Genomic DNA, 24,751 nt, shown 5'->3' on the forward strand with positions numbered 1-24,751 from the left:
TAAGTTCTTAACGCTTCCACAACCCCGTATGTATCGTCAAGTTTTATCTGCTTCTTCAGTAAGCCTTTTGTTGGTCGCTTTGTTGGCTTTCCGAGGCGACAATGAATTCGTTTCTTCCTTCCAAAAAATCAACGAAGATGTCCTTAAAAACAGCCGAGCGTACGAAACTTTAGGCAATGCGGTATCTACCATCGGCCACCGGCTGACGGGCAGTATCAACGGTGCCAAAGCGGAGCAATATGCTTTTAATTTGTTCAAAAAGTACGGTTATACGGATGTAAAATTCCAGCCGTTTGAAGTAGAATCATGGATGCGCGACACCGTTACGCTCGAAGTTGTTCCCAATAAAAGCGATAATTTTCGCAGTGTACCCGTCGTGGCCTTGGCGCACTCGCCCGTGCAGGCGCGGGTCAATGGTGCCATTGTTGATGTTGGCAACGGCCTAGAAGAAGACTTTGAGGCGGTAAAAGAGCAGATAAAGGGCAATATCGCCATGGCAAACATCAGCTTGGTCAACGGAAAGCCCGGCCAAAAAAATCTACACCGCTCCGAAAAAACGGCCTTGGCCATTCAATACGGCGCTACGGCGATTATCACAGTCAATCAAGTTCCAGGCAATGTACTGCTGACGGGAACCGCTTCTGTGACTGGCTCGCTGATTTCCATTCCTGCCGTGAACATTTCTAAAGAAAGCGGCGAAGAAATCAGGAATTGGATAAAAGTAGACACTGATTTGCACGCCATTGTGGACATGCGCAACGTCAGTAAAAAAATCAAAGCCCGCAATGTCATTGCCACCTTGCCCGGAAAAACCGACGAGCGTATCATCATCGGAGGACACCTAGATTCGTGGGACTTGGCCACGGGTGCCACCGATAATGGCCTTGGTTCTTTTACGATTATGGACATCGCCCGTGCCTTTAAAGCCCTTAAATTAAAGCCAAAACGAACCATTGATTTTGTACTTTTCATGGGTGAAGAGCAAGGGTTATTGGGCTCACGTCAGGTGGTGAAAGAGCTCGTAAAAAATAAGCAGATTGACAAGGTAAAATTCATGATGAACCTCGACATGACCAACAATGTACAGGGCATGAACGTAGGGGGGCGCGATGAGCTGATTCCTTTTTTTCAGGCTGTTGGCGAACAAATAAAGAAGGTAGACGGAAACTTTGCCAACTTGGTCGGCAGTCGTGCAGCATTGCATTCAGACCATCAACCCTTCATGTTGGAAGGGATTCCAACGGGCGCACCTGCGGGTCGTTTGGCGCCTAATGTATTCGGCTGCTACCACGCCGACTGCGACAACTTCAACCTCGTCAATCGGGAAGAAATGACCAATGGTGTGCGCTTTTCGGCTATGTTGCTCTACGCCCTCGCCAACGCCGACGCTCTTCCTGCCAAAAAATTAGACAGCAACAAAACCCGCGATTTGCTCGTGGCCCAAGGTCTTAAAAAAGAATTGATTTTGGGAAAAGACTGGAAATGGAACGATAATTAACCTCTTTTATTTTCGGGACACCCTAATGGCGTCCCGAAAATAACCTCAATCTACTTTCACTTTTCCTCCTCCCGAATAGCTTCTGAAATCTCCCGAATACATCGCATCGGCCGAAACGGGACCGAGTGTAAATGTGCCTTTGGTAATCACACGCACCATGTAATAAAACGTCTTCGGCGTGTTATCGGCTGTAGTATAATAATTGATGCGGTCGTCGCGAATATCGAAATGATTTGGGATGCTCGGTGCTTTAATCCACGGCATGTCGCGCGGCTCCGTCAGACGCGGATTTTCAATTTCAAAGGCGGCAGGAAGTAAATCCGTTACCACCACATTTTCCACGGGAGAGCCGTCGGTACTCGTCAGCGTAATTTTCACCACCACTAAATCATTTTGACGGAAGGTACTCAATGGCTGGCCGTTACGACTCAAAAACTGCTTGCGTACCCGCAGACCAGCATCCTCTTCTACATACGCACCCGTAGCACTCAGACCTTCACTTTGCGCAAACCAGTAAAGAGACCCTTTACCTGAAGTGTTGATTTGCAATTTACGGTTGGCGATTTGTGATTGTAATACCAAATCTTTCCCATCAAATGCCACCAACTGCTTACTGCCTACTGCCAACTTAGCCGTTACCGTCGAACCGGCATTTTTCTTAGCCAGTTTGCCTAATGCCAAAAACGAGAACGCAGCCTCTTGCGTATTTAAGTATGCGGTCGAATTGAGCGCCTGCGACAGGCGGCGCGCCAAGGTTGGAATTTGCAGGTTACTCGCGTCAGTTTCAATCAATGTATTCAGCGTCAACGCTAAATTCCGAATGGGCGATGCAAAACTGCCGCTTAATTGGCGCGCTGAGCGGGTTTCGGCCAGAGCGGCTGGCAGTAAAGCAACGTAACTGCGCTCATCACCAATCTGCTTAAAAGCCGCCGCCAGCAGATAGCGCGTATCTGACGTCAGCAACTGCTGATTTTGTTTGTAATAATTCATCGAGGCGCGGTTGGCTTTTCCGCCCAACGCCAAGGCATACAGCGAGTACAGCGACGAACGGCTCGCAATCGTCACCTGCGTATAGCCACTTGCTTCGTCGTAGGTGTAGTCATACTCGGTAGCGGGTGAGCCTGTTTTTACGGTCAAATAATCCAACATGCGCCCCAAAGCCGATTGATTGATTTCGAATCCTGCGCGTTGAGCTTCGATGAGAAAATGGGTGGCATAGGCCGTTCCCCAAGCAGACTCTTCGGTACTTGCGGGCCAGTAGCTCACCGCACCGCTCGGCAACTGCATACTTTCTATTTTTTGAATCGCCGCCTGTACATTAAAGGTCGGATTATAGTCACTATCTCCGCTTTTAACCACGTAGGTCTTTGGCGCAATCGACTTGGCGATGTCGGCAAAATACAGTTGGGGGAATGCCTTGGAGATTGTCTGCTCAATACAACCGTGTGGATATCCCAACAGATAATCCAAGGCTTTGGCATATTGCACCATCGGCGAGCGACTCACCACCAATTTACTGCTGACCGTTGAAGGAATAAAGTCATTTCCACTTAAATCAACAGTTCCTGCACTACCACCTGCTATCACACCTGACTGCGATGTTTTCAGCAATGAAGTGGCAGGCCGTATGGTTAATTCGGTCTTCTCTACAAACTTTTCTTTGCCGTTGTTGACCGTCACAGTCACACTGCCAGTACCCATCGCCTGTGCAGCTTTTACCACAAATGAAGTACGACTTTCTTTTTCGGGCGCAATGCTCAGCGTTTGACTTTTGGCTTGCAAATTCTGAAGTTGGCCGTTCACACTCAGGCTTACCTGCACGTTGGCGGCTGTTTTTTCGGTATTAGTTACGTTGACGGGCACAATCAGTTCATCATCTGGACTCAAAAAGCGCGGCAAAGCGGTACTGATCACGATGGGGTCTGCCACTTTCATGTTTTTGTTGCCCGAACCAAAACCATTGTCTTTATAAGCCACGGCCATGATGCGCAAATCACCCGAAAATTGGGGAATATCAACCTCAAATTCGGCTTCACCGTCCATGCCCGCGTCCAGTTGCCCAGACCAATAGGCCACTAAATTAACCCGTCCGTTGGAAAGCGGATTGATGCGTTTTTCTAAATCATAACCATCTCCCCCCACACTGCTGGTGGAAGCCAGTGAAAGTTCGGGGAACAAAAACGGGTACAAATCGTGGCTACTAACCTCCAAGGCCCGTTTTTGATAGAAAAATCCATGAATATCTGGCGTTTGAAAATTCTTGATTTGCAAAATTCCTTCATCCACTACGGCCACGGTTACTTGCGCATTGCGGGCCGTTTTGATGCGAATCTTTTGCTTGGTTTTGGAACGAGACTTTTCCACGGCAACAATCTCCACGGGCAGTTTCGTATCCTCATCTTCGACCTTGACCGACGCAAACCCGTGCGCCACAGTCAGCGGCAGGTTAGAGTTGTCCAACGGTCGAATCAAAGTTGCGGAAATAAAAACATTCGGCAAATGATTGCTGCCCACGGAGAAACTGAATTCGGCAGATTTGTTATCGGTCGTTAAATAGGTGTGTTCCAGTATTTTATTGCGCTCGACCGTCACCAATAATTTGCCCACAAACGGTGTTTTGAACAAAACCGTGGCTTTGTCGCCTACTTTATAGCTTGGTTTGTCAAATTCCATGAGCACTTCTCCTTCATTGCTCACCTCAAACGACGAGGCCGAAGTACTTCCCCAACCATAAGCGTAAAAGTTGATCACCGAATACCCAGTGGTCGGTGTCCCCACCGACCCACTCGTGCGCCGTATCCGCACTTGATATTCCCCCGACACAGTTGGCACGTAACGAACTTCCGCCAAACCGTTTTTAAAATTCACGACGTTGGAATACACTACTTTTTCGCGCTTTTTGGAAGAATAACGCAATTGATCGTTTTGTTTTTCCACTACCGTTTGGTAATCCATGCGTATTACTTCCACTTGGGCCTGAGACGTTGCTTTGGGCTTTCCGTCTTTATCGACCGCTACCAACCCAATAGGTACGGGCGCATTGAGTCCCACGTAGTTATCGGCCATTTTTACCCCGTAAAAAACATCCTGCGTAAACACATCAAAGCGCTTGAGGCGATTGACGGGGCGGCCCGTTTCGTCAAAAACTGTGACGTAAATTTTTCCTTCCAACACGCCCAAATCTTGGTACTCGGCGGGAAGTAAAAACGCTTCTTTTGCCAAACCATTGTCATCAGTCACGCCTTGCCGCAGCACATTTTCAAACTTAACGGCGTTGTCGGGCATATCGAAAATGTACTCTTTGTAGTTGGCGGCAAAAAAAGCTTTGCGTTTGAGCGAAAACTCCATTTCATAATTACGTCCCGACGCAGGAGGCCCAAACAGGTTGAGCGCCGTCGCGTTGAGGGTAATGGTTTGACTGGTTCGGTAAAATTCCTGATTGGTTTTGGCGTCTACCTTAATACGGTCGGGCATAAATTCCTCAATATTCAGCTTTTTAGAGGCCAGCAACACATCATTTGCGTTGTATACTTCCACGCTGTACCCACCCGTCACGGCGGCTTTGTCGAGCGCCAAAGACGTTTCTACCGCGCCTTCGCCGTTGGTGGATACGCGATAATTTTTGAGCTCTTTGCCGTTGGGTAACAGCACTTTGATCTTCAGCGGCACCTCCCCTACACTTTTCCAGTTTTGCTGACGCACCACCGTGTTGAAATGAATGGTTTCGCCAGGACGATAAATGTCCCGGTCACCGTAGATAAAAGCTTCAAAACCCGAATTATTGTCGCGCTTACCTTCCACTTCAAAGCGAGACGTTTCGACCTGCGTATCTTCCAGAAGGAGATAATTAAAATCGGCATCGCGACTTTGGGCTTCACCGCTGTGGGCCACCACCATCGCAATGGAAAAATTAGGAGCTTTTTCCGACAATTTTTCAAACTTAACCACGCCTTTGCTGTCGGTCTTTCCTGTCAGTACGGTTTGGTTATTGGAAGAAATAAGGCTAATTTCTAGCTTATCCAGCGGCTCGGCGGTTTTGATAGAATTAGCAAACACCCACAATTCATCCTTTCCCTGTTTGGCAATCAACCCAATATCTGACAACGAAACCAATTTATTGGCGCGTTGGTATTGCTCATCTTTCGACTGCACGCTCACCAAATAAATACCGCGAAAGGCATTGGGGGCATCTGGCAAGCCCAGATTGAGCGCCGAAACGCCTTTTACTTTGGGGAGGTTATCGGTCTCAACGGTCTTATCCACCACAAGGTCGCTGTAAGATTGGTTGTCATCTTCCTGATAGTTATACGCGCCCGTAGGTCCCCAATTGTCGTCGCCACCCAAGTATCCGTACTCTTCGTAGCGGTTATTTCGCAGGTACTGTAAAATGTTATTTTCATAAATCTTGGCAATTTTTACCTGAACTTTAGGCACGTTCACAATTTGCACCCCCACGTTGCGCGCGCCTTTGGAAGAAAGATACACCGCTTTTTTATTGGCAAATGCAATGCTTGCGGGCATCATGCCAAAGAACAGGTCTTTACTAACCACTTCTTCTAAATTTGCCCCCAAAACGCCTTTCACTTGGTCGGTGAGGGTCAACACGTAGGTATCTGTTTCGTTAAAATCTCCCCGAATGATAAAACCGTTTTCGGTCAGCTCGGCCTTGGTTTGTACGGCGGGCTGAATTGTATAAAAGGTCGACAAATCCACATTTTGAAGTTCCTGCGTGGTCACGACCCGCACCATGCCACGGTTGTTCTCAAAACCCGTTTTTACCTCTTTTACTTCGAGGGTCGTGGCCGACGGAATCGTGCCTGAGAGCGTAATATCTTCTTTGCTGGTATATGCCGTGTTGGGCACTTTCAACCCTTTTTCGACCGATAGCTCTAGCGGTTGTTCGTTCTTATCAGCGACGGCATCGTTCAACGAAACCGTAACAGCCTCAGCTATTTGCGATTGCGTAATGGAAGAGCTAAGTGCTTTCTCCTCACTTTTTACCTTCAACTTTCCGCCCACGTCACCGCCATTGACGGCGTAGTTGAAATGCAACTTGGCTTTGGCCAATGCTTTGCCCGTTTCGCGCGATTTAGTCCAGTAGGTTTCGGCTTCGGTGAGTTGGAGATATGGCGTATGAAATTCGATTTCTTCGCCAGATACATCGTAGCGTTTTTCGATGGTTTTCTTCGCCAGCTCTTTGCTCAGCTCGGCGCGGTATTCGGTAGCAGGCTCAAAGCCACTCGCGGGCGAAAAAATCAGTTCGTTGGGTGCAGTCCACTTAAATTTTCCCGCCACGGCAGGGATGAACTCCACAAATTTGGTCGACTCCCAACTGTTCAGTTCTGATTCGGAAACAATGTCTTTGTTGAAGGTAAAGACCAGGTTTTGTGCCAGATTAATTTCATCCTCAAAATTTCGCCCCACCACCCGAATTTCATTGAGTTTTCCACATTGTGTAAAGAAGAGTGTGGAAAAGAGAAGCGTAAAAAGGGAAAAACGAACGAATTTCATTTTAGGACGATAAGTATCTTGGTCATTCTGAAAGAAAGTGTTTTCAGACCTTTTCAGGGTGACAAAGTAGGCTTGGAAGCGACTGCTAAACAAGGAGCGCATTAGGGTGAGAGGTTTAGAATTTAAGCGTATTAACGCTAAAAGTACGGGAAATTGTTATCACAAAACAACAAAAGAATTTCCCATTTATTTGGCGGCCTGTACAGGAGATTTTAACGCCGCGTTGTGGGCAAGCCACCAGTATTTTTTTGACGTCAGGATAGAAAAATTTGATAAATTTGCAGAAAAATCAAAAGAGATGGCAACCGACCAATTGTTATTGAAAGAGTTTAACAAACTGCCCGCTTCTTTACAGCAGGAAGTACTAGACTTTGTTGGCTATCTTTCTTCTAAGTATAAAACAAAGCGTTCTGTACCCAAACGTAAAGCCGGCAGTATGAAGGGTTTAGTTTCGTATATTTCAGACGACTTCAATGCTCCCCTGGAGGATTTCAAAGAGTATATGTAAAAATTATTCGTAATGTATTTATTGGACACGCATACTTTGTTGTGGTATTTGGAAGAAAATGCTCAGTTATCCCCCAAAGTCAAGAAGTTAATAGAACACCGAATTTGCTTCGTTCACATCGCTTCTTTTTGGGAAATAGCCATAAAGGTTTCCATTGGCAAGCTTGCTCTTACATATACCATTGACCAGATGATAGCTCAGTTACGAAAAGAAGCCATTACGATTTTACCAATTTCCGAAAAAGCCATTGAAGTAGTAAAAACCCTGCCGCTCCATCATCGTGACCCATTCGACAGGCTCTTGATTGCAGAGGCCATCACTCAAAACTATATTCTGCTGAGTATTGATATACAAATAGACCCTTATCCTGTTCAAAGGATTTGGTAGTTATTCCCTTCATCCTATCGTCCGTGCCTTTACGCCACGTCATTGAGGGCGTTTGCCACCTTTATTTTCAGGCTTCATTGGGTTGTTTTTGATTTGCATCATCATCCTTATCTTTACCACTATGCAAATCAACAAATGGCGACTTTTTTGGCTTCATTATGCTATCATTCTTCTCTTTTTGCTATTATGGACTTTTGCTCTAAATGATTATCTCTGGATTTATCGCACTGAACATGTAAACGCCTTTATCCCCTGGCAATCTATTCTAATAGACTTATTTGCCAACAAAAATGCCCCCTTTATCAATGCATTTTTGTTGACTTCAATATCAATGTACTTTTACTTGTATATTTTTCAGGATTTGCTTCAAAAACAGTTTAAAAGTTTTGTAATTAAATTTTACTTATTCCTCGGATTTTTGATATTTCTTCAAATCATTCTTTGGGCTTTTCACGATTGGTTGCTGTTTAATTACACTTACGAATATGAAAAAAATCTGGCATGGATAGAGACTCAAAAAAATAATGGTAATCTGTTTCGTCCATTTTTTCCTCTTTTAGTGGATTCTTTTACGATTCTTACTCAAAACGGATTCGTAAGTATGTTACTTGGACTGAGGATTGATGATATTATTTTTTATCTCCTCTACACCGCCTTCTTTACCCTCATCATGTACGTTTGGCAAAGCCGCCGGCGGGAGGCAGAATTGGAAAAACTACAACGCGAAACGGAAATCCAGTCGTTGAAGGCGCAGTTGAACCCGCATTTTTTGTTCAATTCGCTCAATACCATTTACGGTTCGGCTCTCACGGAAAAAGATACCTCAACGGCGCAGTTGGTCCAACAGCTTTCAGGGATTTTGCGGCACAGTGTCGAGGAAGTGCAGCAGGAAAAAACGGATATTCAAAAAGAACTGATGTTTATTGAAAAGTACATCGCACTTCAACGCGCCCGCTTGCCGGAGCACCCCAATGTTTCGATTCAATCCACGCTGTTTTGGGACCAAGAACCCGCCGACATTGCGCCGCTGCTGCTGATTCCGTTGATCGAAAATGCGTTTCAGTATGGCGTCAGCATTGATGAGCCGAGCTTTGTGCGCGTGGACTTGCGAGTGGAAGACCGAACACTGCACCTTACCGTAAAAAACAGTATTACAACTCACCACTCCGAAAAAAAAGGCGCGGGAACGGGTTTGAAAAATACCGAAAAACGCTTGGCGTTGCTTTATCCTGACCGGTATTCATTACATTGTGGCCGACAACAAGATACCTTTGAAATTGATTTGACCCTTCAGCTGTAAGCTATGAAAATCTCCTGCATCGCCATTGACGACGAACCAGCCTCCTTGGCCGTTATTGAGCAATACGCAGAGCTGGTACCGTTTCTGGCCTTGAAACGTACGTTTGTGAGCGTCAAAGAAGCATTGGCTTTTCTCAAAAATGAGCGGGTGGATTGTGTTTTTTTAGATGTAAAAATGCCCGATATGCCCGGTACGGAACTGGCGCGTATCCTGCGCGGACAAACGCAGATCATATTCATCACGGCCTATTCCGAGTATGCCGTGCAGGGTTTTGAAGTACAGGCCATTGATTATCTGCTGAAACCCATCGAATTTGACCGCTTTTTGCAGGCGGTCAATCGGGTTCATGCGCACCTCAGCCAACGCATAGAAGGCCAAAGTTCTATCTTTGTCAAGGAAGGCTACGATTGGGTACGGGTGTCTTTGAATGAGATTCTGTACATTCAGTCCGACACGAATCTGCTGTTTATTTACGAGCAAAATCGCCGCGTCATCACGCGCATGACCATGACCGAGATGTTGAGCTTATTACCGTCGGAGCGATTCATCCGCGTTCATAAATCGTTCATTGTCGCGATTGAAGCCATCCAAAAAATAGAACGCCATCAACTCACCTTGGCCAAAGGAAATGTGCCGATCGGCGAACTGTACCGCGAGGGCTTAGAGCGGTTGCTGTTGCGATAAAAAAAGAGAGCCGCCCTTTTATTTGGCGGCTCTCTTCGTACATATTACTTTAATTCAGTGATTTACACCAACTCTCCATACAACGCCTCACGCTGCGCTTTTACGCGATCGTCGGTGATGTATTCGTCGTAGGTCATGAGTTTATCAATGATGCCGTTCGGCGTAACTTCGATGATGCGATTGGCGACCGTTTGAATGAATTGGTGGTCGTGCGAATAAAACATCATCGCACCTTTGAACTCGATTAAACCGTTGTTAAGCGCGGTGATGGATTCCAGGTCCAAGTGGTTGGTGGGGTCGTCGAGGGTCAGGAAGTTGGAGCCCGAAAGCATCATTTTCGAGAGCATACAACGTACCTTTTCACCGCCTGAAAGCACACTGGCTTTTTTGAGCGATTCTTCGCCCGAAAACAGCATGCGTCCTAAAAATCCGCGAATAAAGCTCTCGTCTTTTTCTTTGGAAAACTGACGCAGCCAATCCACTAGGTTGTCATCGGTTTGGAAATAATGGTCGCTGTCTTTCGGAAAATACGCATTGGTGACCGTTACGCCCCATTTAAAATCGCCCGAATCAGGTTTGATTTGCTCCTGAAGAATCTCAAACAACGCCGTGATGGCCAAGGTATTGCGCCCGATAAAGGCCACTTTATCTTCCCGATTCAGACGGAACGTGACGTTCTCAAACAGTTTGGTTCCGTCTTCGGCGGTTTTGGAAAGACCTTCTACGCTCAATACCTGATCACCGATTTCGCGCTCAGGTTTGAAATTGATGTAAGGATACTTACGCGACGAAGGCTTGATTTCGTCGACGTTGAGTTTCTCCAACATTTTCTGCCGTGCCGTTGCCTGCTTCGACTTGGCGACGTTGGCACTGAAACGACGAATAAATTCCTCCAATTCTTTCCGCTTCTCGTCCGATTTCTTGTTTTGGTCGGCGCGTTGTTTCAACGCCAATTGGCTTGATTCGTACCAGAAGGTATAGTTACCGCCGTACATCTGCACCTTGCTGAAGTCAATATCTACCACGTGCGTACACACTTGGTCGAGGAAGTGGCGGTCGTGGGAAACCACGATGACGATGTTCTTGAAGTTGTTCAAAAAGTTTTCCAACCACATCACCGTTTCCACGTCAAGGTTGTTGGTAGGCTCATCCAACAGCAAAATATCAGGGTTGCCGAAAAGAGTCTGGGCCAATAACACCCGCACTTTTTGGCTAGGATCGAGGTCGGTCATTTGGGCATAATGCAGGTCTTCTTTGATGCCCAATCCACTCAATAGAGAGGCGGCTTCTGGCTCGGCTTCCCAGCCGTCCAACTCGGCAAATTCGGCTTCCAAGTCGGCGGCTTTTTCGCCGTCGGCTTCCGTAAAATCTTCTTTGGCGTAGATGGCGTCTTTTTCCATCATGATGTCATAGAGGCGTTTGTGCCCCATGATCACCGTTTGCAACACCTGAAACTCGTCAAACTCAAACTGATTTTGTTTCAGTACGGCCATGCGTTGGCCGGGCGTAATGGCAACCGTACCCGTCTGCGGGTCTATTTCGCCCGACAAAATTTTTAAAAAAGTGGATTTACCCGCCCCGTTGGCCCCAATAACGCCGTAGCAGTTACCTGGATTAAATTTAATATTTACTTCGTCGAAAAGCACCCGTTTTCCGTAGCGCAACGACACGTTTGATACCGTTATCATTAATGAATTGAAATTTTCTGTAAAAGATGCTGCAAAAATACAAAATTTTCGGGGGAATGCCGATTATAAATATACCTGTTCAATGGCCTTGCTTGTTCTGGCCATCTCCATTGGTCAGCGAAAGAGATAACCCATTTTGGTGACTGGCAGATGATTTATGATTCATCACAAATGCCCCGGCTGTTACAGATTTTTTTGTAGGTTGACGCTTACATCTGGATACAATAAAAATATCTCACTATGTCATGCCAAAACGACACATTGAGACATTGATTTATGACAGGGCCGCCTGCGCGGACGATTCGTTGAGACAATTTTGAGCGTTTATTTGGAAGAGTTTTCAGGATTGATTCTTGTCTCACAAAATGCCCGTTTTATGAGATTGTTTTCACTATATGTATTCTGTATTTATACAACGAATTTATTCGTCAAGCTTGAAATTCATTCGTTGCCCTCGATGAGGCAAAACTCCTGTTAGACACTGTTGATTCACCCCCACCAAATGTGAGATAAAAGCCCTACCTCGTTTCTCAATTCGGTTTCTGAAATCTCAATAGGTCGCTGGAGATTTTCTGAATAGCAATCACAACTTGTGAACAATCGGTCTATTAGCCGTTGAAATTTAGAGTCATGAACAATCTCGTTGTCTCTATCATGCTTCCACTGCTGGAAGAACGCATTTGTGAATTTTTCTACGCTGCTCCCTTTGTTAAGGTAGTTGTCTATAAGCAGTTTGTATTTTTGTTCAGTCATATAAACGTTTAGGATAATTCAATCAAGTCGCCGTTATCAAACATATCCTGCTTATCATAAAATTCATTGTTGAACTGCATTTCTGGCCGCTTTTAAGGCCTGTATTCCAGTCTATTGCCTTTTGTTTTCAGTAGCTGATATTTCAGTGTCCATTCTCACCACTGGCAGTACTACTTTTGTTGGCTAACGAATTTCTTTCTGTTTAATTTTCTTTCCGTGTCTAAAGCCAACCTGTCTTGCTTCATTTCCTACTGACTTTCTAAAATCAACAGCGTCGAGCCCTTGTAAATTTTCCCATACAATATTGATAGGCATATACATGACATCATTAATTCCAATGTCAATATATGGGCAATCTCCGTCGTAATCGATACTGATTTTCCATTGTCCATTTACTTTTTTACGGATTACTTCTCCAACGTAGGCAACTAAGTTGTCATAAATGTCAGTGAGGGCTTTATCAATATCATAAAGTTCTGTCTGTATAGAAACGATGTCCAAACTTTTATAGCTTTTGTCAAGTTGCTTAATATCAATTTGGAGTTTGTCTGCCAGTTCCGAAATAAGTCTGTCAACTTGGTTAATGAGGTTGGATTGATATTTTGAATAAAATCTCCAATGGTCAACTGAACTGCCTCGATTGTTAGCATAGTCGTCCTTAACTCGCTTATGCCATTTTACAGATTTTGCAAAGTAGTCTTTGGGATAAATGTCGCCTTTACCTGCAAGCAAGGTGCCATTTGGGTCAAATACAAAAAGAATTCTATCATTAGGCAATTCGTAAACTAAGTCTTGTTTTATATAACCAGATGCATAGGTTTCCTTTGACTCTTTTGTGTATTCATCGTGAAGTCGTCCTTCAGACTTTATTAAGTCTTGGACTTGCTTCTTCGTCAGTCGCCTTTCGTTTAATGATTTGCGTTGTCCCATTGTTGTTGTTGTGTTGTTGCAAAGGTATTTTGTTAGGGTAATATTCTCAAAAGGAGTTTTATAGGATGAAGTTTTCTATCTACCCTGCTTATCATAAATCCTATTATAAGACTACTTGTATCTCACTGAAATAACTTTACACTAACCATTTAAATTTATGTAGGCGAACCGCTTTTTCTGATTTAACTATCTGTATTTTAGATAATTAATCTACATTCAATACATTAAGTCCTCCCGTTTCGTAAGACACAATTATACAGAAAATGCTCTGATGTAGTTGAAAAAGATGTTCGCCCGATTGAACACTTTTTGTCAAGCCCTATTACTTGGAAGGCAGGGCCTTCACATTTCACTCCCCTCCTATTAAATCTGACACAACACTTTCTACGCTTCGTCGGAATTTGCCGGCGTAGCACTCGCCCATCCGCTATTTTTGATTCAACAAACAGCCGAAAGCACCTAATTCAAACAAAAATTAACCGAAACTTAAAACCTTTATAACCATGAACACAACCTTCACCTCCGCCCCCGAACGCAATGAATTTTTAATGAAAATCGCCCGCCGTCGGGTGAAATTTCAAAAACACGCCATCGTTTATTTAATCGTTTGTTCTGTTATTTCGTTGCTGTGTCTGGTCTCAGGCGGCCGAGTACCCGTTGATTTGTGGTGGGCGTGGGGTATTGGCTTAGGGTTTCACGGCATCGGAGCTTACGGCCTGCTACTTGATGAGCAAAAAGCCACGGAAGAAGAATACCGAAAATTGCTCCGTCAGGAAAGAGAAAATTAAAAATCACTCACCATTATTAGTCAATCTCAAGGTAGAGTTGCCCCAAAACGGGGGATGAGTTTAGCTACAAACGTTAAACTCATCCCCCGTTTTCATGATGAAAAATGAAGAATAGGTTGCATTTGCTAATCATTTAGCCAACATTTGTATCTGTCAACACCTTGGTTTTGAAAAAGCGGCGGCTACCCAAAACAATGAAGAGAACGTTAGTAATTGGTGACATACACGGCGGGCTGAAGGCTTTGTTGCAAGCGCTTGGACGCGCAGAGATTCAACCCAGCGACACCCTTATCTTCTTGGGCGACTATGTAGATGGTTGGAGCGAATCCGCCCAAGTCATTACCTTTCTTATGGAACTAGCGACCACGCAAACCTGCCTTTTCATGAAAGGAAACCATGATATGTGGTGCGAAAACTGGCTTGACAGCGGCCTAGCACCCCACGTTTGGCTCATGCACGGCGGAAGCAGCACGGCGGAGAGTTACCGATACATGGATTTTCAAACCCGCCAAATCCATTTGTCATTTTTCAACCAATTGAAAAGTTATCACATCGACTCGCAAAATCGTCTGTTTGTGCACGCGGGTTTTGCTTCCATTCACGGCCCCGAAGATGAGCACGATGACAACAATTTTTTGTGGGACCGAACCCTCTGGGAAACCGCGCTCACAATAGAACGCCGGAACCAAAAGGACGAAGCCATGATTCCCAAACGCCTGAAACTTTTCAAAGAGATATTTATCGGTCATACGCCCACGCTCAATTATAACATAGATGTTCCGATGCACGCTGCCACGGTTTGGAACATCGACACGGGGGCCGCTTTTCACGGCAGACTTAGTATCATGGACATCGACACCAAGGAGTTTTGGCAAAGCGACGTCGTGCAAAGTTTATATCCCAACGAAAAAGGGCGAAACAATTAAGGATATAAAAATTTCATAATCAGACACTTACTTCATCAATTCCCGCAATACATCCAGCGACTTGATTTCGCCCAAACCTTCTAAATGGATTTTGAAGTAAAAAATAAGGGTATCCAATAATTGCCCACGCCGCTGCCGGTCCAACGACGCGGGGTAATCAAACGGCATCAGAATGAAATTCTGCGTGACTTCGCGGGTGGAAGCATCTAGCGCGTAAGGGTATAGATTTTCTTTGAGCTGCTGTTCCATTTCATGGACGGTTTCGGCCCCAAATCCCAGATAAAAGGCGTATTTAGCCAGAAACTGCAAGTGAAAATTCTCAAAATGTTGATCGGCTTCTTCGAGGTAGATAATCCCTTCCATCAAAAAATGGAAAAGCGGCTGATTGGCTTCTTCTTCACGCAGGGTTTTGACCAACATTTCCGTTACAAACAGCGCAATGCTTGATTTGATAAAATCAAACGGCAAACTTCGAAACGGCAAACTGCACTTCACTTCCGAAAGCCGATGAATGGTTTGCTCTTTGTTTTTGTGATAAACGACTAAATCTAGTAAAGTAAGCGGCTGAAAAAGAGCGATGCGGTTGGTTTTGGATTTTGCACTGCGTACGCCGTTTACAATGTAACTTTGAATGCCAAAATCTTCGGTGTAAATCTTAACGATAATGGAAGTTTCACGGTAGCGAATATAATTGAGAACAATACCGCGTGTTTTGTGGAGCATGAGTGTAACTTTGAAGCGAAAATAACACAAAATGTACAGATTTTTATGAAACCAAAGCTATACGTTGTCAAGATTGGCGGAAATATAATCGACAATTCCGAGGCGCTACGTTCTTTTCTGACCTCTTTTGCGGCGTTGAAAGGCAATAAGATTTTGCTCCACGGAGGAGGTAAAATCGCCACCCAAGTGGCCGAAAAATTGGGAATCCCCACCGAAATGGTGGAAGGGCGCCGTATCACCGACCACGCCATGCTCGATGTGGTAACAATGGTCTACGGAGGATTGGTAAACAAAAACATCGTGGCCACCCTCCAATCGTTAAACAGCAACGCCATCGGGCTTACGGGCGCGGATGCGGGCCTGATTCGAGCACACAAACGCCCCGTCAATGACAAAGTAGACCCCGTGATTGACTACGGTTTTGTGGGAGATATTGACGCCGTCAATGGCAAGCAATTGACCGCCTTCCTAAAAAACAAACTCCTGCCCATCATCGCACCATTAACCTTTGACCCCACCTTGGGCGTGATGCTCAACACCAATGCCGACACAATGGCCTCGGCCGTAGCCGTTGGATTATCTGAATTTTATGACGTAAATCTGGTCTATTGTTTTGAAAAAAATGGCGTGCTGCTCGATGCCGACAACGACGACACCGTCATTCCTGTACTGACGCCTGAACTTTACGCCACTTGCAAAACCGCAGGAGCTATTTATAAAGGCATGATTCCGAAACTAGACAATGCCTTTGCGGCCCTGCGCAACGGCGTTGCGGAGGTGACTATTTGCCATGCCGACCAACTCGGTTTGGCATTAACCAAAAAAACAGCCGGGACAAAACTTACGCTTGGTTAATTCAATTCATCGCTATTTTTCATTATCCTCATTTTTCATCATCCTATAATTACATGACTCCCGAACAAAACCTTGCCAATCTGGGCATTACTCTTCCATCACCTCCCGCCAAAGGAGGCGTTTATACCCCCGTCGTTGTAACGGGTAATTTAGCTTACATTTCTGGACACATCTCTTTAGACCTCGACGGTAGCCTGATTGCGGGCAAAGTAGGCCGAGACCTCACCGCCGAAGAGGCAAAAGAAGCCTCCCGCAAAACGGGCTATTTGTTGCTCGCTACGCTTCGTTCTTATTTTGGTAGCCTCGACAAAATCAATAAAGTTGTGAAAATTCTGGGCATGATTAACGCCGTTCCAGAATTTGAACAGCACGCCTTCGTCATGAACGGTTGCAGTGAATTATTTGCCGAAATTTGGGGCCCTGAAAAAGGCGTTGGCGCCCGCAGCGCGGTAGGAATGGGCTCTCTCCCGCGCATGGCGGCGATTGAAATAGAAGTGATTTTTGAACTGGCGTAAATACCTCACCGCATCTGTTTGCAGTCCCACATTTGGCATCCCTCTCCTTAACCTTAAACAAGGAGAGGGGCTGGGGGTGAGGTAAAACTTACAGCTCCGCTACGTTAAACCGCACCTGGATTCCTCCTGCCGTAGTAGCCCTTCTGAAAGAGTTAAGTACGTACGGATTGTTGAACGTACGGTCGAAATAAAGCTGCAAACTCCACAATTTGCTGACGGTATAATTAAGTTGCGGACGCAATTGGAAGTTATAATTACCAGCAATCGCCGTTGGCGGCTCGTCAAAACGCCGCTGTATGGCGCGCGTATCGCGAATGGTAAAGTTGCACTGAAACTGCAAATCATTCTTCAATTTTTTGAACTCCCCATTGATACGGAACGGAATCCGCACATTATTTCGGGTCAGGCCTAATGTGATGGTTACGTCGCGGTTGAATAATTCTGCAATTTGAGAGTTCGAAAGGTTGAGTGATATATTGCGGTCTTGGTTGTACGTAAAACGCATATCAATCTTATTCTGCGTACGCGCCCGAATCCCAATCAACGGCGCAAATTTCTCCGACATCGTAATTGTACTCATCACAAACACGGGCACAAACTGACCCTCTTCATTGGCAAAGGAGGCAATCGGATAATTCATTACCGCCAAATTGACAAACATGGCACCGTAGTCCAGCGACGACGTAAAGTTACCCACGCTGTAGGTCGATTGGTAACTGTGCTCTAAGGTAAACGAACTGAAAATTTTCTTGAAGGCGGGTAGTTGCGCCAGTCCGTTGTAGTCTACGCGCCAGTTAGGCAACGGAAATCCTAAAAACGGATTAAGACGCACTTCTTTGGGATCTTTGCCATTATACGCCGCAAAAAACGCCGCAATCAATACATCCTGTGAATTGATATTGTATTCACCTCCCTTGTACTCAGGATCGTCACGTTTCGTCGCCATAAGGCGGTCAAGTACCACCTGCCGATTGGCTTTGAATTGGTCAAAAACGGGGGAGCTGTTGTCTGAATTGATTTTTGCAAAAGCCGTTTTGAACGACATAAACGACATTTGGAAGTTACCGTTACGAATCGGACTTTGGACTTCATACGGTCCGCCGGGCGTAGAAGGACGATAAAACTCGCGGTAGTCATCTCCCCGGGTCAGTCGCGCTTCAATTTGCACCCTAAAATCTTTGAAAGGCTCAATACGCGTACTCATCCGGAACGTCCTATTAAGGGTTTGCATGAAGGGTAAATTCAGCATGGTACTCTTCGACAACCAACCGTTTTCGGCAGCTCGGTAGTGAATGGTACGATCCTGACTACCAAAAATAAAAGGCAAACCGGGCGCATTGATGGCATCCAAACCCAAGGCTTTGGGCGTAGAAGGTAAGAAGCCCGGTAGCGTTGTGGTTTCTTGCCGCGTATAATCCACATCAATTCCTCGCACCGCCATCAGTAGACGCGTCAGGTTTTTGAGCAATTTGCTCGGTTCACGGTTTATTTCTTCATCGTCACCTGGACTACGCGCAAAATTTTTGCGCGGTGGCGAAGGGTTATTAGCAAATTTGAGGTAGCGTAGCTTGTTATATGCCTTCACTAAATCCACTTTGCCGCGAATCGACCGTTCCAAACTATTTCGGGCTACGTTTCCAAAAACGCTCCCTAAACTATCCTGTATTCCCAACGAATTGGCTTGGTATTGGTACGTAATATTGTGGTTATAGTCGGCGGTCATCCAGTCCAGCAACGGAATTTTTTCCAACGGCAACCGGTAAGTAAGACGCACTTTTTGGTCAAAGTTTTTCATCCGACCAAAGTTTCTAAAATTACGCCAAATCGAATCTTGCTTGGTTCGCGTGTTAATATCTCCTTGGGGCTCATCCACCACTGCATTGGCGAACGAACTGTAGCTCAAGACCACGTTTTTGGTCAAGTTCCAGGAGAGGTCATAGGCCCGATTAAACAAGAAATATTTTTCAAACAAAGGCTCTTGGCTGTCGTCTGTGAGGTCGGCACCACGATACAGCGTACGTACAAAACTACGGTCGGCATCAAAGCGCACGGCTATTTGCGTAGGCAACAGCGAAAGATTGAAATCTTTGAGCAGTTCCAAGTAGGGCCGTTCAAAACCCTTTACGTTGCGCATAGGCTCCCACGAGCGCTGTGGGAACCCGTATTGATAGACAATACCGCCGCGATACTGCCGTTGGGCATAATCGGCGATGGTACTGGTTCGACGGGTCTGTTCGTTGAAAGCGTAGGTAAAGGAGAAGTTTTCAAAATCCCACAAATGCCGCTTGGCGTTCGGGCTTGTTTTGGTTTTGCGTACGTTGGAAAAGTTAAACCCACGCCGCTCGGCTTTTTCCGTAGAAGCATTTTCGAGCTGCGCCCGTCGCGGGTCATTTTCAGCATAATTTGCCAGCGACATCGACAAAGGTGTATCTGGGTCGTAAGGGTTAAAATGTGGTTTTACGTCGCGCAGGTCATAGTTGACATACAACGGAATTTTGAAGCCCCATTTTTCAGGCAAAAATTTATCCAGCGCCAGCGCCGCCGAAAGGTTGAACTCGCGCGAATCGTCGCGGGAGCGGTCGGTCAGTTTTTGCTGAACCCCACCAAAACCAAACGTGGTGTATTTTCCTGCCACCTGCACCGTCCCTAAATCCGCCAGTTTGATGTCAGCCCGCGCAATCGCCGCCGTCCCCGACTGATTGTCAAAACCCTGCACGTGCATTTCGTTGACCCAAATACAAAAGCTTTTGGGTTGTTGGTCTGGCGTACGTGGGTTTCGCATCCCAATCATGATAATCATCACGTTGCTCAAATCGGGCCGGCCCACCACGGTAATCCGGTACACTCGGCCAATGGCATCAGTTTTAGTGACTGTGTAAGGCGCCGAAATCGTCCCACTTGCCTGACGGTCACGCTCCGCTTTGGCCTCTATCAGCCAAGGTATTTCAATATCAATTTCGTTTTGTTGGGGCCAAACTCGCTCGGGGTCCGCTTCATTGGGTGGCGTGGCCTGCAAATTAGTCACCTCAATTTCGTAGTAATGTTCCGAAACGTCCGTTCCCAAACGCATAAATGCCGACACCTGACCGTTTTCATTTTGGTCATTTTGCATGTGCACAAACATCTTCAGGCGCTCACGGAAAAGCAGGTTTTGGCTCGTTACATTCTTAAAAGCCGCTCTTGAGTCACCATCCCGCAAGTTGGTCACGCAGAGGCTCATGGATTGCTCGTTCAACGGGCGTTGGTTAGGGGTGGTATAATCCACATCACGTTGCCATCCCGGAGGTACAGTGTAAATATTGCGCCCTTGGCCTTGTCCGCCTGTGGTTACGGGAGCGCTGTTTTCTTCCACACTAACGGTAGCAATTTTAAACTGCGCGTCGTAAGGCTCGGGAACTTCCTGCAAACCTCGGGCGTTGAGGTCGCCTGTGTATTTACGATATTGCGTGGCAACCATTTGCAACTGCGCAAAACGCAAAACCACCGGCTGTTCCCAATCGGTCATATACATCCGCACAAAACGGATGGATTTAAAACCATTGATGTTCCCAACTTTGCGCGTAAACTCCCGCACAGGGATACGGAACAAGTACCAATTTACTTCTTCACTAGCACCATTGGGGGCACTTACTTTGTCCACAATATAGGGTTTTCCTACGTCCAACTGCCCCGGCTTTAGGTCTACTTCGTATTCATAATAGGCCTCTTGGTCATTGATGGTATTGTCGGTGTTGAGGTCTTCAATATCGGGCAAATTCGTGGCGGCGGCGGTAATTTCGTTATTGCTCTGAAACTCCGGCGTATTGTTTTCTACCCCCATATAGTTTTTATAGCGCTCAACGATTTTCTTATTGGCGCTGTCGGCTTTCGCACTGAAATAAAACTCAAAGTCATCCCCCGACGGGTCGGTCAAGATTTGGTTACGGGCTTCTGTTTTGAGGGTAGGCGGAAGGTTCTGAATGTAATTTTGGAAGAAAGTTCGCTCTTCTTCATTGCTCAAGCCATCCAATCCTACATCCTGCTTTGGCCGAGCACCTGCCTCGTTGGTAAACGCATTGATAATGTATTGTTGCCGTGTAGAGTAGCCCCAGGCCGATTCGGCCACGTTAGCGGGAAGTGTTCCCGTGGTAGTGGTTCTTTTTTCGTCCAAAGGCAATCCGTTCTCGAAATCGTACCGTCCGTTTTTAACCACGTCTTCCGAAACCTCACCCAAGTTAAAGTACAATTTCCCCCCTGTCGTGTTATTGGTATTGGTAACTCCATCACGAACCACCCCGTTGGGACCTTCTTTAAAGGGGTCCATCAACCAAAACTCCATGATTTCGACGTTGGCATTGTCAAAATCAACGTCTGACCCAATGGCCCGCGTAATGGCACCAAAGTTTTTCCGTGGATTTTTGAGCCTTCCGTCGGGGTCAAGGTCGGTATTAAAATTGTACATTCCCCGTTCACGCGGGAAATACGCAATGTCCAGAATGTTTTCTGGCAAATTGACCAAATACTGCCCCCGTCCTTTGAAAATATCCTGCGGGGTAAAAAGTCGTTCGTAGAAATTATTAAAATCCTGCGTCGTAATGTTTGGACGAACGCTTAACCCCACTTGTGCTTGGGGAGAAAACGTAATGTCGATGGTATAGGCAGATATTTTGGCGCGGTTGTAGGCATATTCCAGTGGATTGGTCGGGGTGCCTTGCGGGAATTGCTGCGGAGTACCGCCCAAACGCCAGCGCGTCGGTTGGCGAGTTAAGTCAAACTGCGTACGAGCCGCTTCAAAATCATCAATCATGATGCGGTTTCTGACCTGCGGGTGCAAGCCCGCAAAAGATTGCGCGATTTCTCCCTGAAACTGAATAGCTGATATCTCCTTGGTCTGTAAAAGAGGCAGTTTATCCAACAATTTTGTCAGAAAACGAGACTCTTTTCGAAAAGTAATGTCGGCCCCAATGATGCTGTTGTTGACGGGGTCGTTGCCCAGCGCAGCGCGGGTCAAAAAGCCCGGCGGCGTTTCGCGCATATTCATGGCCGTAAGGCCGATCTGCATATCGCGGTTAACAACGTAGTTCAGGCGAGTCCCTAACAACCGACGAATTTGGTTCTGAAACAAGTCTGGCTGTTCATAACAAATTTCAATGTCACGGCCCGAATTCAGCACACTTTCATTAATCAACCGCACTGAGCCCGATTGGCTTTCTACAGCATAATCAATACCTGGCTGGAGCTGAACACCACCCGCACGTACAGTTACTGATTTTTCAGATACGCCAAATGGCAATGGAATTGACGCCCCACCCGACGAGCCTTGAAAAGACCCTTTCAGGAAGAACTTATTTTTCTCGGTTACCTGCTGCGCGTCGATTTGGGTAGTACGATACAGCTCATTAAAGACGTATTTGTTGGCTAATACTGGATCGCTGTTGAACTGCTTCACTAGATTTGAACCGAAAGGCTCCAAAACGGGGAAAATAATACGACCAAAACGACTATCAATCGTGACATTATCTACGAAGTCAAAGTTACCGTCCCCAATGGCTTTCCCTGAATTATCCAAAACGGGGTCATTGAGCGGGTTCAACTTATCCAATCCCATGACGCGCAATAACGGTACGTTGGCTATCGGCCCTTCCTGTAGGTTAGGATTGTCAATTCCCGTTAAATCATCTTTATAAATCACTCGGAGTTGGAAATTTTGTTTTCCAACTTGTGTAGTATTCAATGAGTAAATATTTTTCATCATCAAATTCCACATCGGGTGGCTCGTATTGTTACGAATCGTTGATGATTTCAATAACTTCAACACCAACACTTCGTCATCGCGGCGAGCCTGATAATCTTCAGTCAACTCACCTACTTTAAACTTCTGTCCATTGAGGGTATATTCATAAGCCACGGCCAAAACCTCATCGTTGCGTAGCGGCGTTAATAATGAAACATAGCCCAGTTCCGCCTGAAATTTATATTCGCGTTCGCTCAACTTCCGAGCGCCGCGTAGGAGGTCATAATCATCACCACGACGGAGGTTATAGCGGCTGTCGAGTGCAAAACTCGTCTTGTCCGCTTCGCGAAGTTCAGGATCATTGGTTACTTTTTGATACAGGCCGTTGCTTTTGTTGTTGACCGGCTGATTGGCCACAATGGGTGCCAGATTTGGATTGGCGCTGTTGACGGGGGCAGATTCTCCCAAATCAGAAAACGCGACAAAGTTGCGCAGGGTTTCGGTATTGTTGGTGCGGTTGGTTACGTACACTTCCAAACGCGTAATGGTCACCCCCGACATAATCATGGGAAGATTGCCCAACCAGCGTTCATAATTATTGCGGAAGAAATAAGAGAGAAAGAAGTGGCGATTTTCGTCATAGGCATCCGCACGAATTTCAAACGGGCGATTTTGCACACCTCCTCGTAACGTAATACACTGTTGTTTAGAGCGTTGCTGTGAAGCTACAACCGTGGTAGTCAAACGTCCGAAACGTAAATCAACCTTGGCCCCGAATAAATTTTGCACCCCTGGAATCAACTGCGAAGGAATTTGCCAGTTGATATTTCCCGCCTGAATTCCCTGAATGATACTTTCGTTTTCAGGAATATAGTTCTGCGGCCCTGCCCCCAAACCACCGAATGGATTTTGGCCTGCACTACCATTTTGACCCAAGCCCGGCACTCCGTTTTGACCTAAACCCGCAGCATTGGGGAGATTGGAAGCATTAGGAAGATTAGCGGAGTTGGTGGGAAGATTTCCTGGACGATAATCCAGTTTGAACTGATTCTCAAAATTAAAACTTGACTTAGTATCAAAGTTGGTCAACATTCCCAGCTTATCGCCAATCTTTCCGTTAAAGTTAATGTTGATTTGCTCATTAAACAGGAAGTTCGTGGATTTCCGCTGACGGATAGGCACCTGCGGATTGTCAATATTTTGGTGCAACACGCCAAAATCCAACAGTACAAAACCGTTGGGTTTAAAATCGACAAGATTGCTGCCAAAAATACGGTCAAGGCCTGGAGGTAAGTCCAATTTGGGCAACAAGCCACGCGCACCAAGCGCGCCTTTGCCGTCCTGTTTGGAAGAATAATCACGCCAGAGGTAGTTAAAGACCCGTTTGTCCTGCAATTTCTGGAAATCTTCGTAGCTCATACTCAGCGGGTCGCGGTAGTTGAGGGTGGGCAATTTTGCATCGCCAATGCGCTCATAAACCGAAATACGGCGGGTGGTATCCAACCGAAATTCATTGGAAAGCCCTTTGGGCTCTTTCAGAAAGAAAGTGGAACGGGGCGGTGTATAAATGAAACGGTTACCAATACGGTCGTTCCAACGAGAATAGAGCAGCCGACGACTTTGACGGTCGTTTCGACTGGTATCCTGAGCCACGGGACGTCGGTTGGTCGGTTGTTGAGCAACCCCCACATACGCAACTAACCACAGAGCTACGACTAGCCCGATGATAAAGTATGATTTGGTAGAGATAAGGTAGAGCTGTTTTCTGATAATTCCCACGATTCTTCAGCGGTCTGGGTACTCAAATCCTTAACGGCTAAAACCTTGCCAATCGTCTCTGAGCGTTCAACTATTTTTAAGAATGTGGGGTAAAGATAGAAACAGGCACGAGATAAACGCAATTTTTAGCCAAAAAAGGCGGAATTGTACAACTTACGGATTTTTAAGAAAAGCTTGAATAGAAACAAAAAGA

15 protein-coding genes are annotated in these 24,751 nt (G+C 46.0%); 9 read left to right on the forward strand and 6 right to left on the reverse strand.

Translation table 11 applies throughout. From position 1 onward, the window contains the following. The first annotated feature begins 28 nt into the window (after window positions 1-28). A complete protein-coding gene (locus DR864_RS16205) occupies window positions 29-1,498 on the forward strand; it encodes a M20/M25/M40 family metallo-hydrolase (protein ID WP_114070314.1) in 1,470 nt (489 codons plus the stop codon). 45 nt (window positions 1,499-1,543) lie between these two features. Here DR864_RS16205 and DR864_RS16210 read toward each other — a convergent pair whose 3' ends face one another. Further along, on the reverse strand, window positions 1,544-7,009 hold the full coding sequence (locus DR864_RS16210; RefSeq protein WP_114067968.1) for an alpha-2-macroglobulin family protein: 5,466 nt from the start codon (window positions 7,007-7,009) through the stop codon (window positions 1,544-1,546). A gap of 106 nt (window positions 7,010-7,115) precedes the next feature. On the opposite strand from DR864_RS16210, the gene vapB reads away from it, so the two are divergent. The 4 genes from vapB (at window position 7,116) to DR864_RS16230 (ending at window position 9,888) form a co-directional block, all read left to right on the forward strand. Next, window positions 7,116-7,517 carry a type II toxin-antitoxin system VapB family antitoxin gene (gene vapB / locus DR864_RS30200; RefSeq protein WP_229599400.1) on the forward strand — a complete coding sequence of 134 codons (402 nt, stop codon included), beginning with the start codon at window positions 7,116-7,118 and terminating at the stop codon, window positions 7,515-7,517. 12 nt (window positions 7,518-7,529) lie between these two features. Continuing rightward, window positions 7,530-7,904 carry a type II toxin-antitoxin system VapC family toxin gene (locus DR864_RS16220; RefSeq protein ID WP_114067969.1) on the forward strand — a complete coding sequence of 125 codons (375 nt, stop codon included), beginning with the start codon at window positions 7,530-7,532 and terminating at the stop codon, window positions 7,902-7,904. Window positions 7,905-8,505: 601 nt separating this feature from the next. After that, window positions 8,506-9,204 (forward strand): sensor histidine kinase, encoded by a 699-nt coding sequence (locus tag DR864_RS29860; protein WP_162793890.1) that lies wholly within the window; start codon window positions 8,506-8,508, stop codon window positions 9,202-9,204. 3 nt (window positions 9,205-9,207) lie between these two features. After that, a complete protein-coding gene (locus DR864_RS16230; protein ID WP_114067971.1) occupies window positions 9,208-9,888 on the forward strand; it encodes a LytR/AlgR family response regulator transcription factor in 681 nt (226 codons plus the stop codon). Window positions 9,889-9,950: 62 nt separating this feature from the next. Here the strand turns inward: DR864_RS16230 and DR864_RS16235 are convergent, their stop codons facing one another. From DR864_RS16235 to DR864_RS16245, 3 genes are all read right to left on the reverse strand, one after another. Continuing rightward, a complete protein-coding gene (locus DR864_RS16235) occupies window positions 9,951-11,576 on the reverse strand; it encodes an ABC-F family ATP-binding cassette domain-containing protein (RefSeq protein WP_114067972.1) in 1,626 nt (541 codons plus the stop codon). Between the two features lie 489 nt (window positions 11,577-12,065). Next, window positions 12,066-12,329: a colicin immunity domain-containing protein gene (locus DR864_RS30545; RefSeq protein WP_114067973.1), complete on the reverse strand. Its 264-nt coding sequence runs from the start codon at window positions 12,327-12,329 to the stop codon at window positions 12,066-12,068. A gap of 183 nt (window positions 12,330-12,512) precedes the next feature. Next, window positions 12,513-13,259, reverse strand: coding sequence for a hypothetical protein (locus DR864_RS16245; RefSeq protein WP_114067974.1), 747 nt, complete (start codon window positions 13,257-13,259; stop codon window positions 12,513-12,515). Between the two features lie 503 nt (window positions 13,260-13,762). On the opposite strand from DR864_RS16245, the gene DR864_RS16250 reads away from it, so the two are divergent. Together DR864_RS16250 and DR864_RS16255 are read left to right on the forward strand one after the other, a co-directional pair. Continuing rightward, window positions 13,763-14,047 (forward strand): 2TM domain-containing protein, encoded by a 285-nt coding sequence (locus tag DR864_RS16250; RefSeq protein WP_114067975.1) that lies wholly within the window; start codon window positions 13,763-13,765, stop codon window positions 14,045-14,047. Window positions 14,048-14,241: 194 nt separating this feature from the next. Beyond that, a complete protein-coding gene (locus DR864_RS16255) occupies window positions 14,242-14,973 on the forward strand; it encodes a metallophosphoesterase (RefSeq protein WP_114067976.1) in 732 nt (243 codons plus the stop codon). Between the two features lie 27 nt (window positions 14,974-15,000). Here the strand turns inward: DR864_RS16255 and recO are convergent, their stop codons facing one another. Beyond that, window positions 15,001-15,696 (reverse strand): DNA repair protein RecO, encoded by a 696-nt coding sequence (recO, locus tag DR864_RS16260; RefSeq protein WP_114067977.1) that lies wholly within the window; start codon window positions 15,694-15,696, stop codon window positions 15,001-15,003. A 45-nt stretch (window positions 15,697-15,741) separates the two neighbouring features. Between recO and argB the strand changes: the two genes are divergently transcribed. After that, entirely contained in the window at window positions 15,742-16,551 is an 810-nt protein-coding gene (gene argB / locus DR864_RS16265; RefSeq protein WP_114067978.1) for an acetylglutamate kinase, read from the forward strand. A gap of 53 nt (window positions 16,552-16,604) precedes the next feature. Further along, window positions 16,605-17,066, forward strand: coding sequence for a RidA family protein (locus DR864_RS16270; RefSeq protein ID WP_114067979.1), 462 nt, complete (start codon window positions 16,605-16,607; stop codon window positions 17,064-17,066). 88 nt (window positions 17,067-17,154) lie between these two features. Here DR864_RS16270 and sov read toward each other — a convergent pair whose 3' ends face one another. After that, a complete protein-coding gene (gene sov, locus DR864_RS16275; protein WP_114067980.1) occupies window positions 17,155-24,558 on the reverse strand; it encodes a T9SS outer membrane translocon Sov/SprA in 7,404 nt (2,467 codons plus the stop codon). Window positions 24,559-24,751: the final 193 nt, after the last annotated feature.

It is taken from the genome of Runella rosea, assembly GCF_003325355.1.
Lineage (GTDB): Bacteria > Bacteroidota > Bacteroidia > Cytophagales > Spirosomataceae > Runella > Runella rosea.

Excerpts from the sequence above, each read along its gene's own strand:
- DR864_RS30545 (WP_114067973.1), bottom strand. The coding sequence starts at position 12,329 with ATGACTGAACAAAAATACAAACTGCTTATAGACAACTACCTTAACAAA.
- DR864_RS16235 (WP_114067972.1), bottom strand. The coding sequence starts at position 11,576 with ATGATAACGGTATCAAACGTGTCGTTGCGCTACGGAAAACGGGTGCTT.
- argB (WP_114067978.1), top strand. The coding sequence starts at position 15,742 with ATGAAACCAAAGCTATACGTTGTCAAGATTGGCGGAAATATAATCGAC.
- DR864_RS16230 (WP_114067971.1), top strand. The coding sequence starts at position 9,208 with ATGAAAATCTCCTGCATCGCCATTGACGACGAACCAGCCTCCTTGGCC.
- DR864_RS16270 (WP_114067979.1), top strand. The coding sequence starts at position 16,605 with ATGACTCCCGAACAAAACCTTGCCAATCTGGGCATTACTCTTCCATCA.
- DR864_RS16245 (WP_114067974.1), bottom strand. The coding sequence starts at position 13,259 with ATGGGACAACGCAAATCATTAAACGAAAGGCGACTGACGAAGAAGCAA.
- DR864_RS16250 (WP_114067975.1), top strand. The coding sequence starts at position 13,763 with ATGAACACAACCTTCACCTCCGCCCCCGAACGCAATGAATTTTTAATG.
- DR864_RS16255 (WP_114067976.1), top strand. The coding sequence starts at position 14,242 with ATGAAGAGAACGTTAGTAATTGGTGACATACACGGCGGGCTGAAGGCT.
- DR864_RS16205 (WP_114070314.1), top strand. The coding sequence starts at position 29 with ATGTATCGTCAAGTTTTATCTGCTTCTTCAGTAAGCCTTTTGTTGGTC.
- DR864_RS16210 (WP_114067968.1), bottom strand. The coding sequence starts at position 7,009 with ATGAAATTCGTTCGTTTTTCCCTTTTTACGCTTCTCTTTTCCACACTC.
- DR864_RS29860 (WP_162793890.1), top strand. The coding sequence starts at position 8,506 with ATGTTACTTGGACTGAGGATTGATGATATTATTTTTTATCTCCTCTAC.
- DR864_RS16220 (WP_114067969.1), top strand. The coding sequence starts at position 7,530 with ATGTATTTATTGGACACGCATACTTTGTTGTGGTATTTGGAAGAAAAT.
- recO (WP_114067977.1), bottom strand. The coding sequence starts at position 15,696 with ATGCTCCACAAAACACGCGGTATTGTTCTCAATTATATTCGCTACCGT.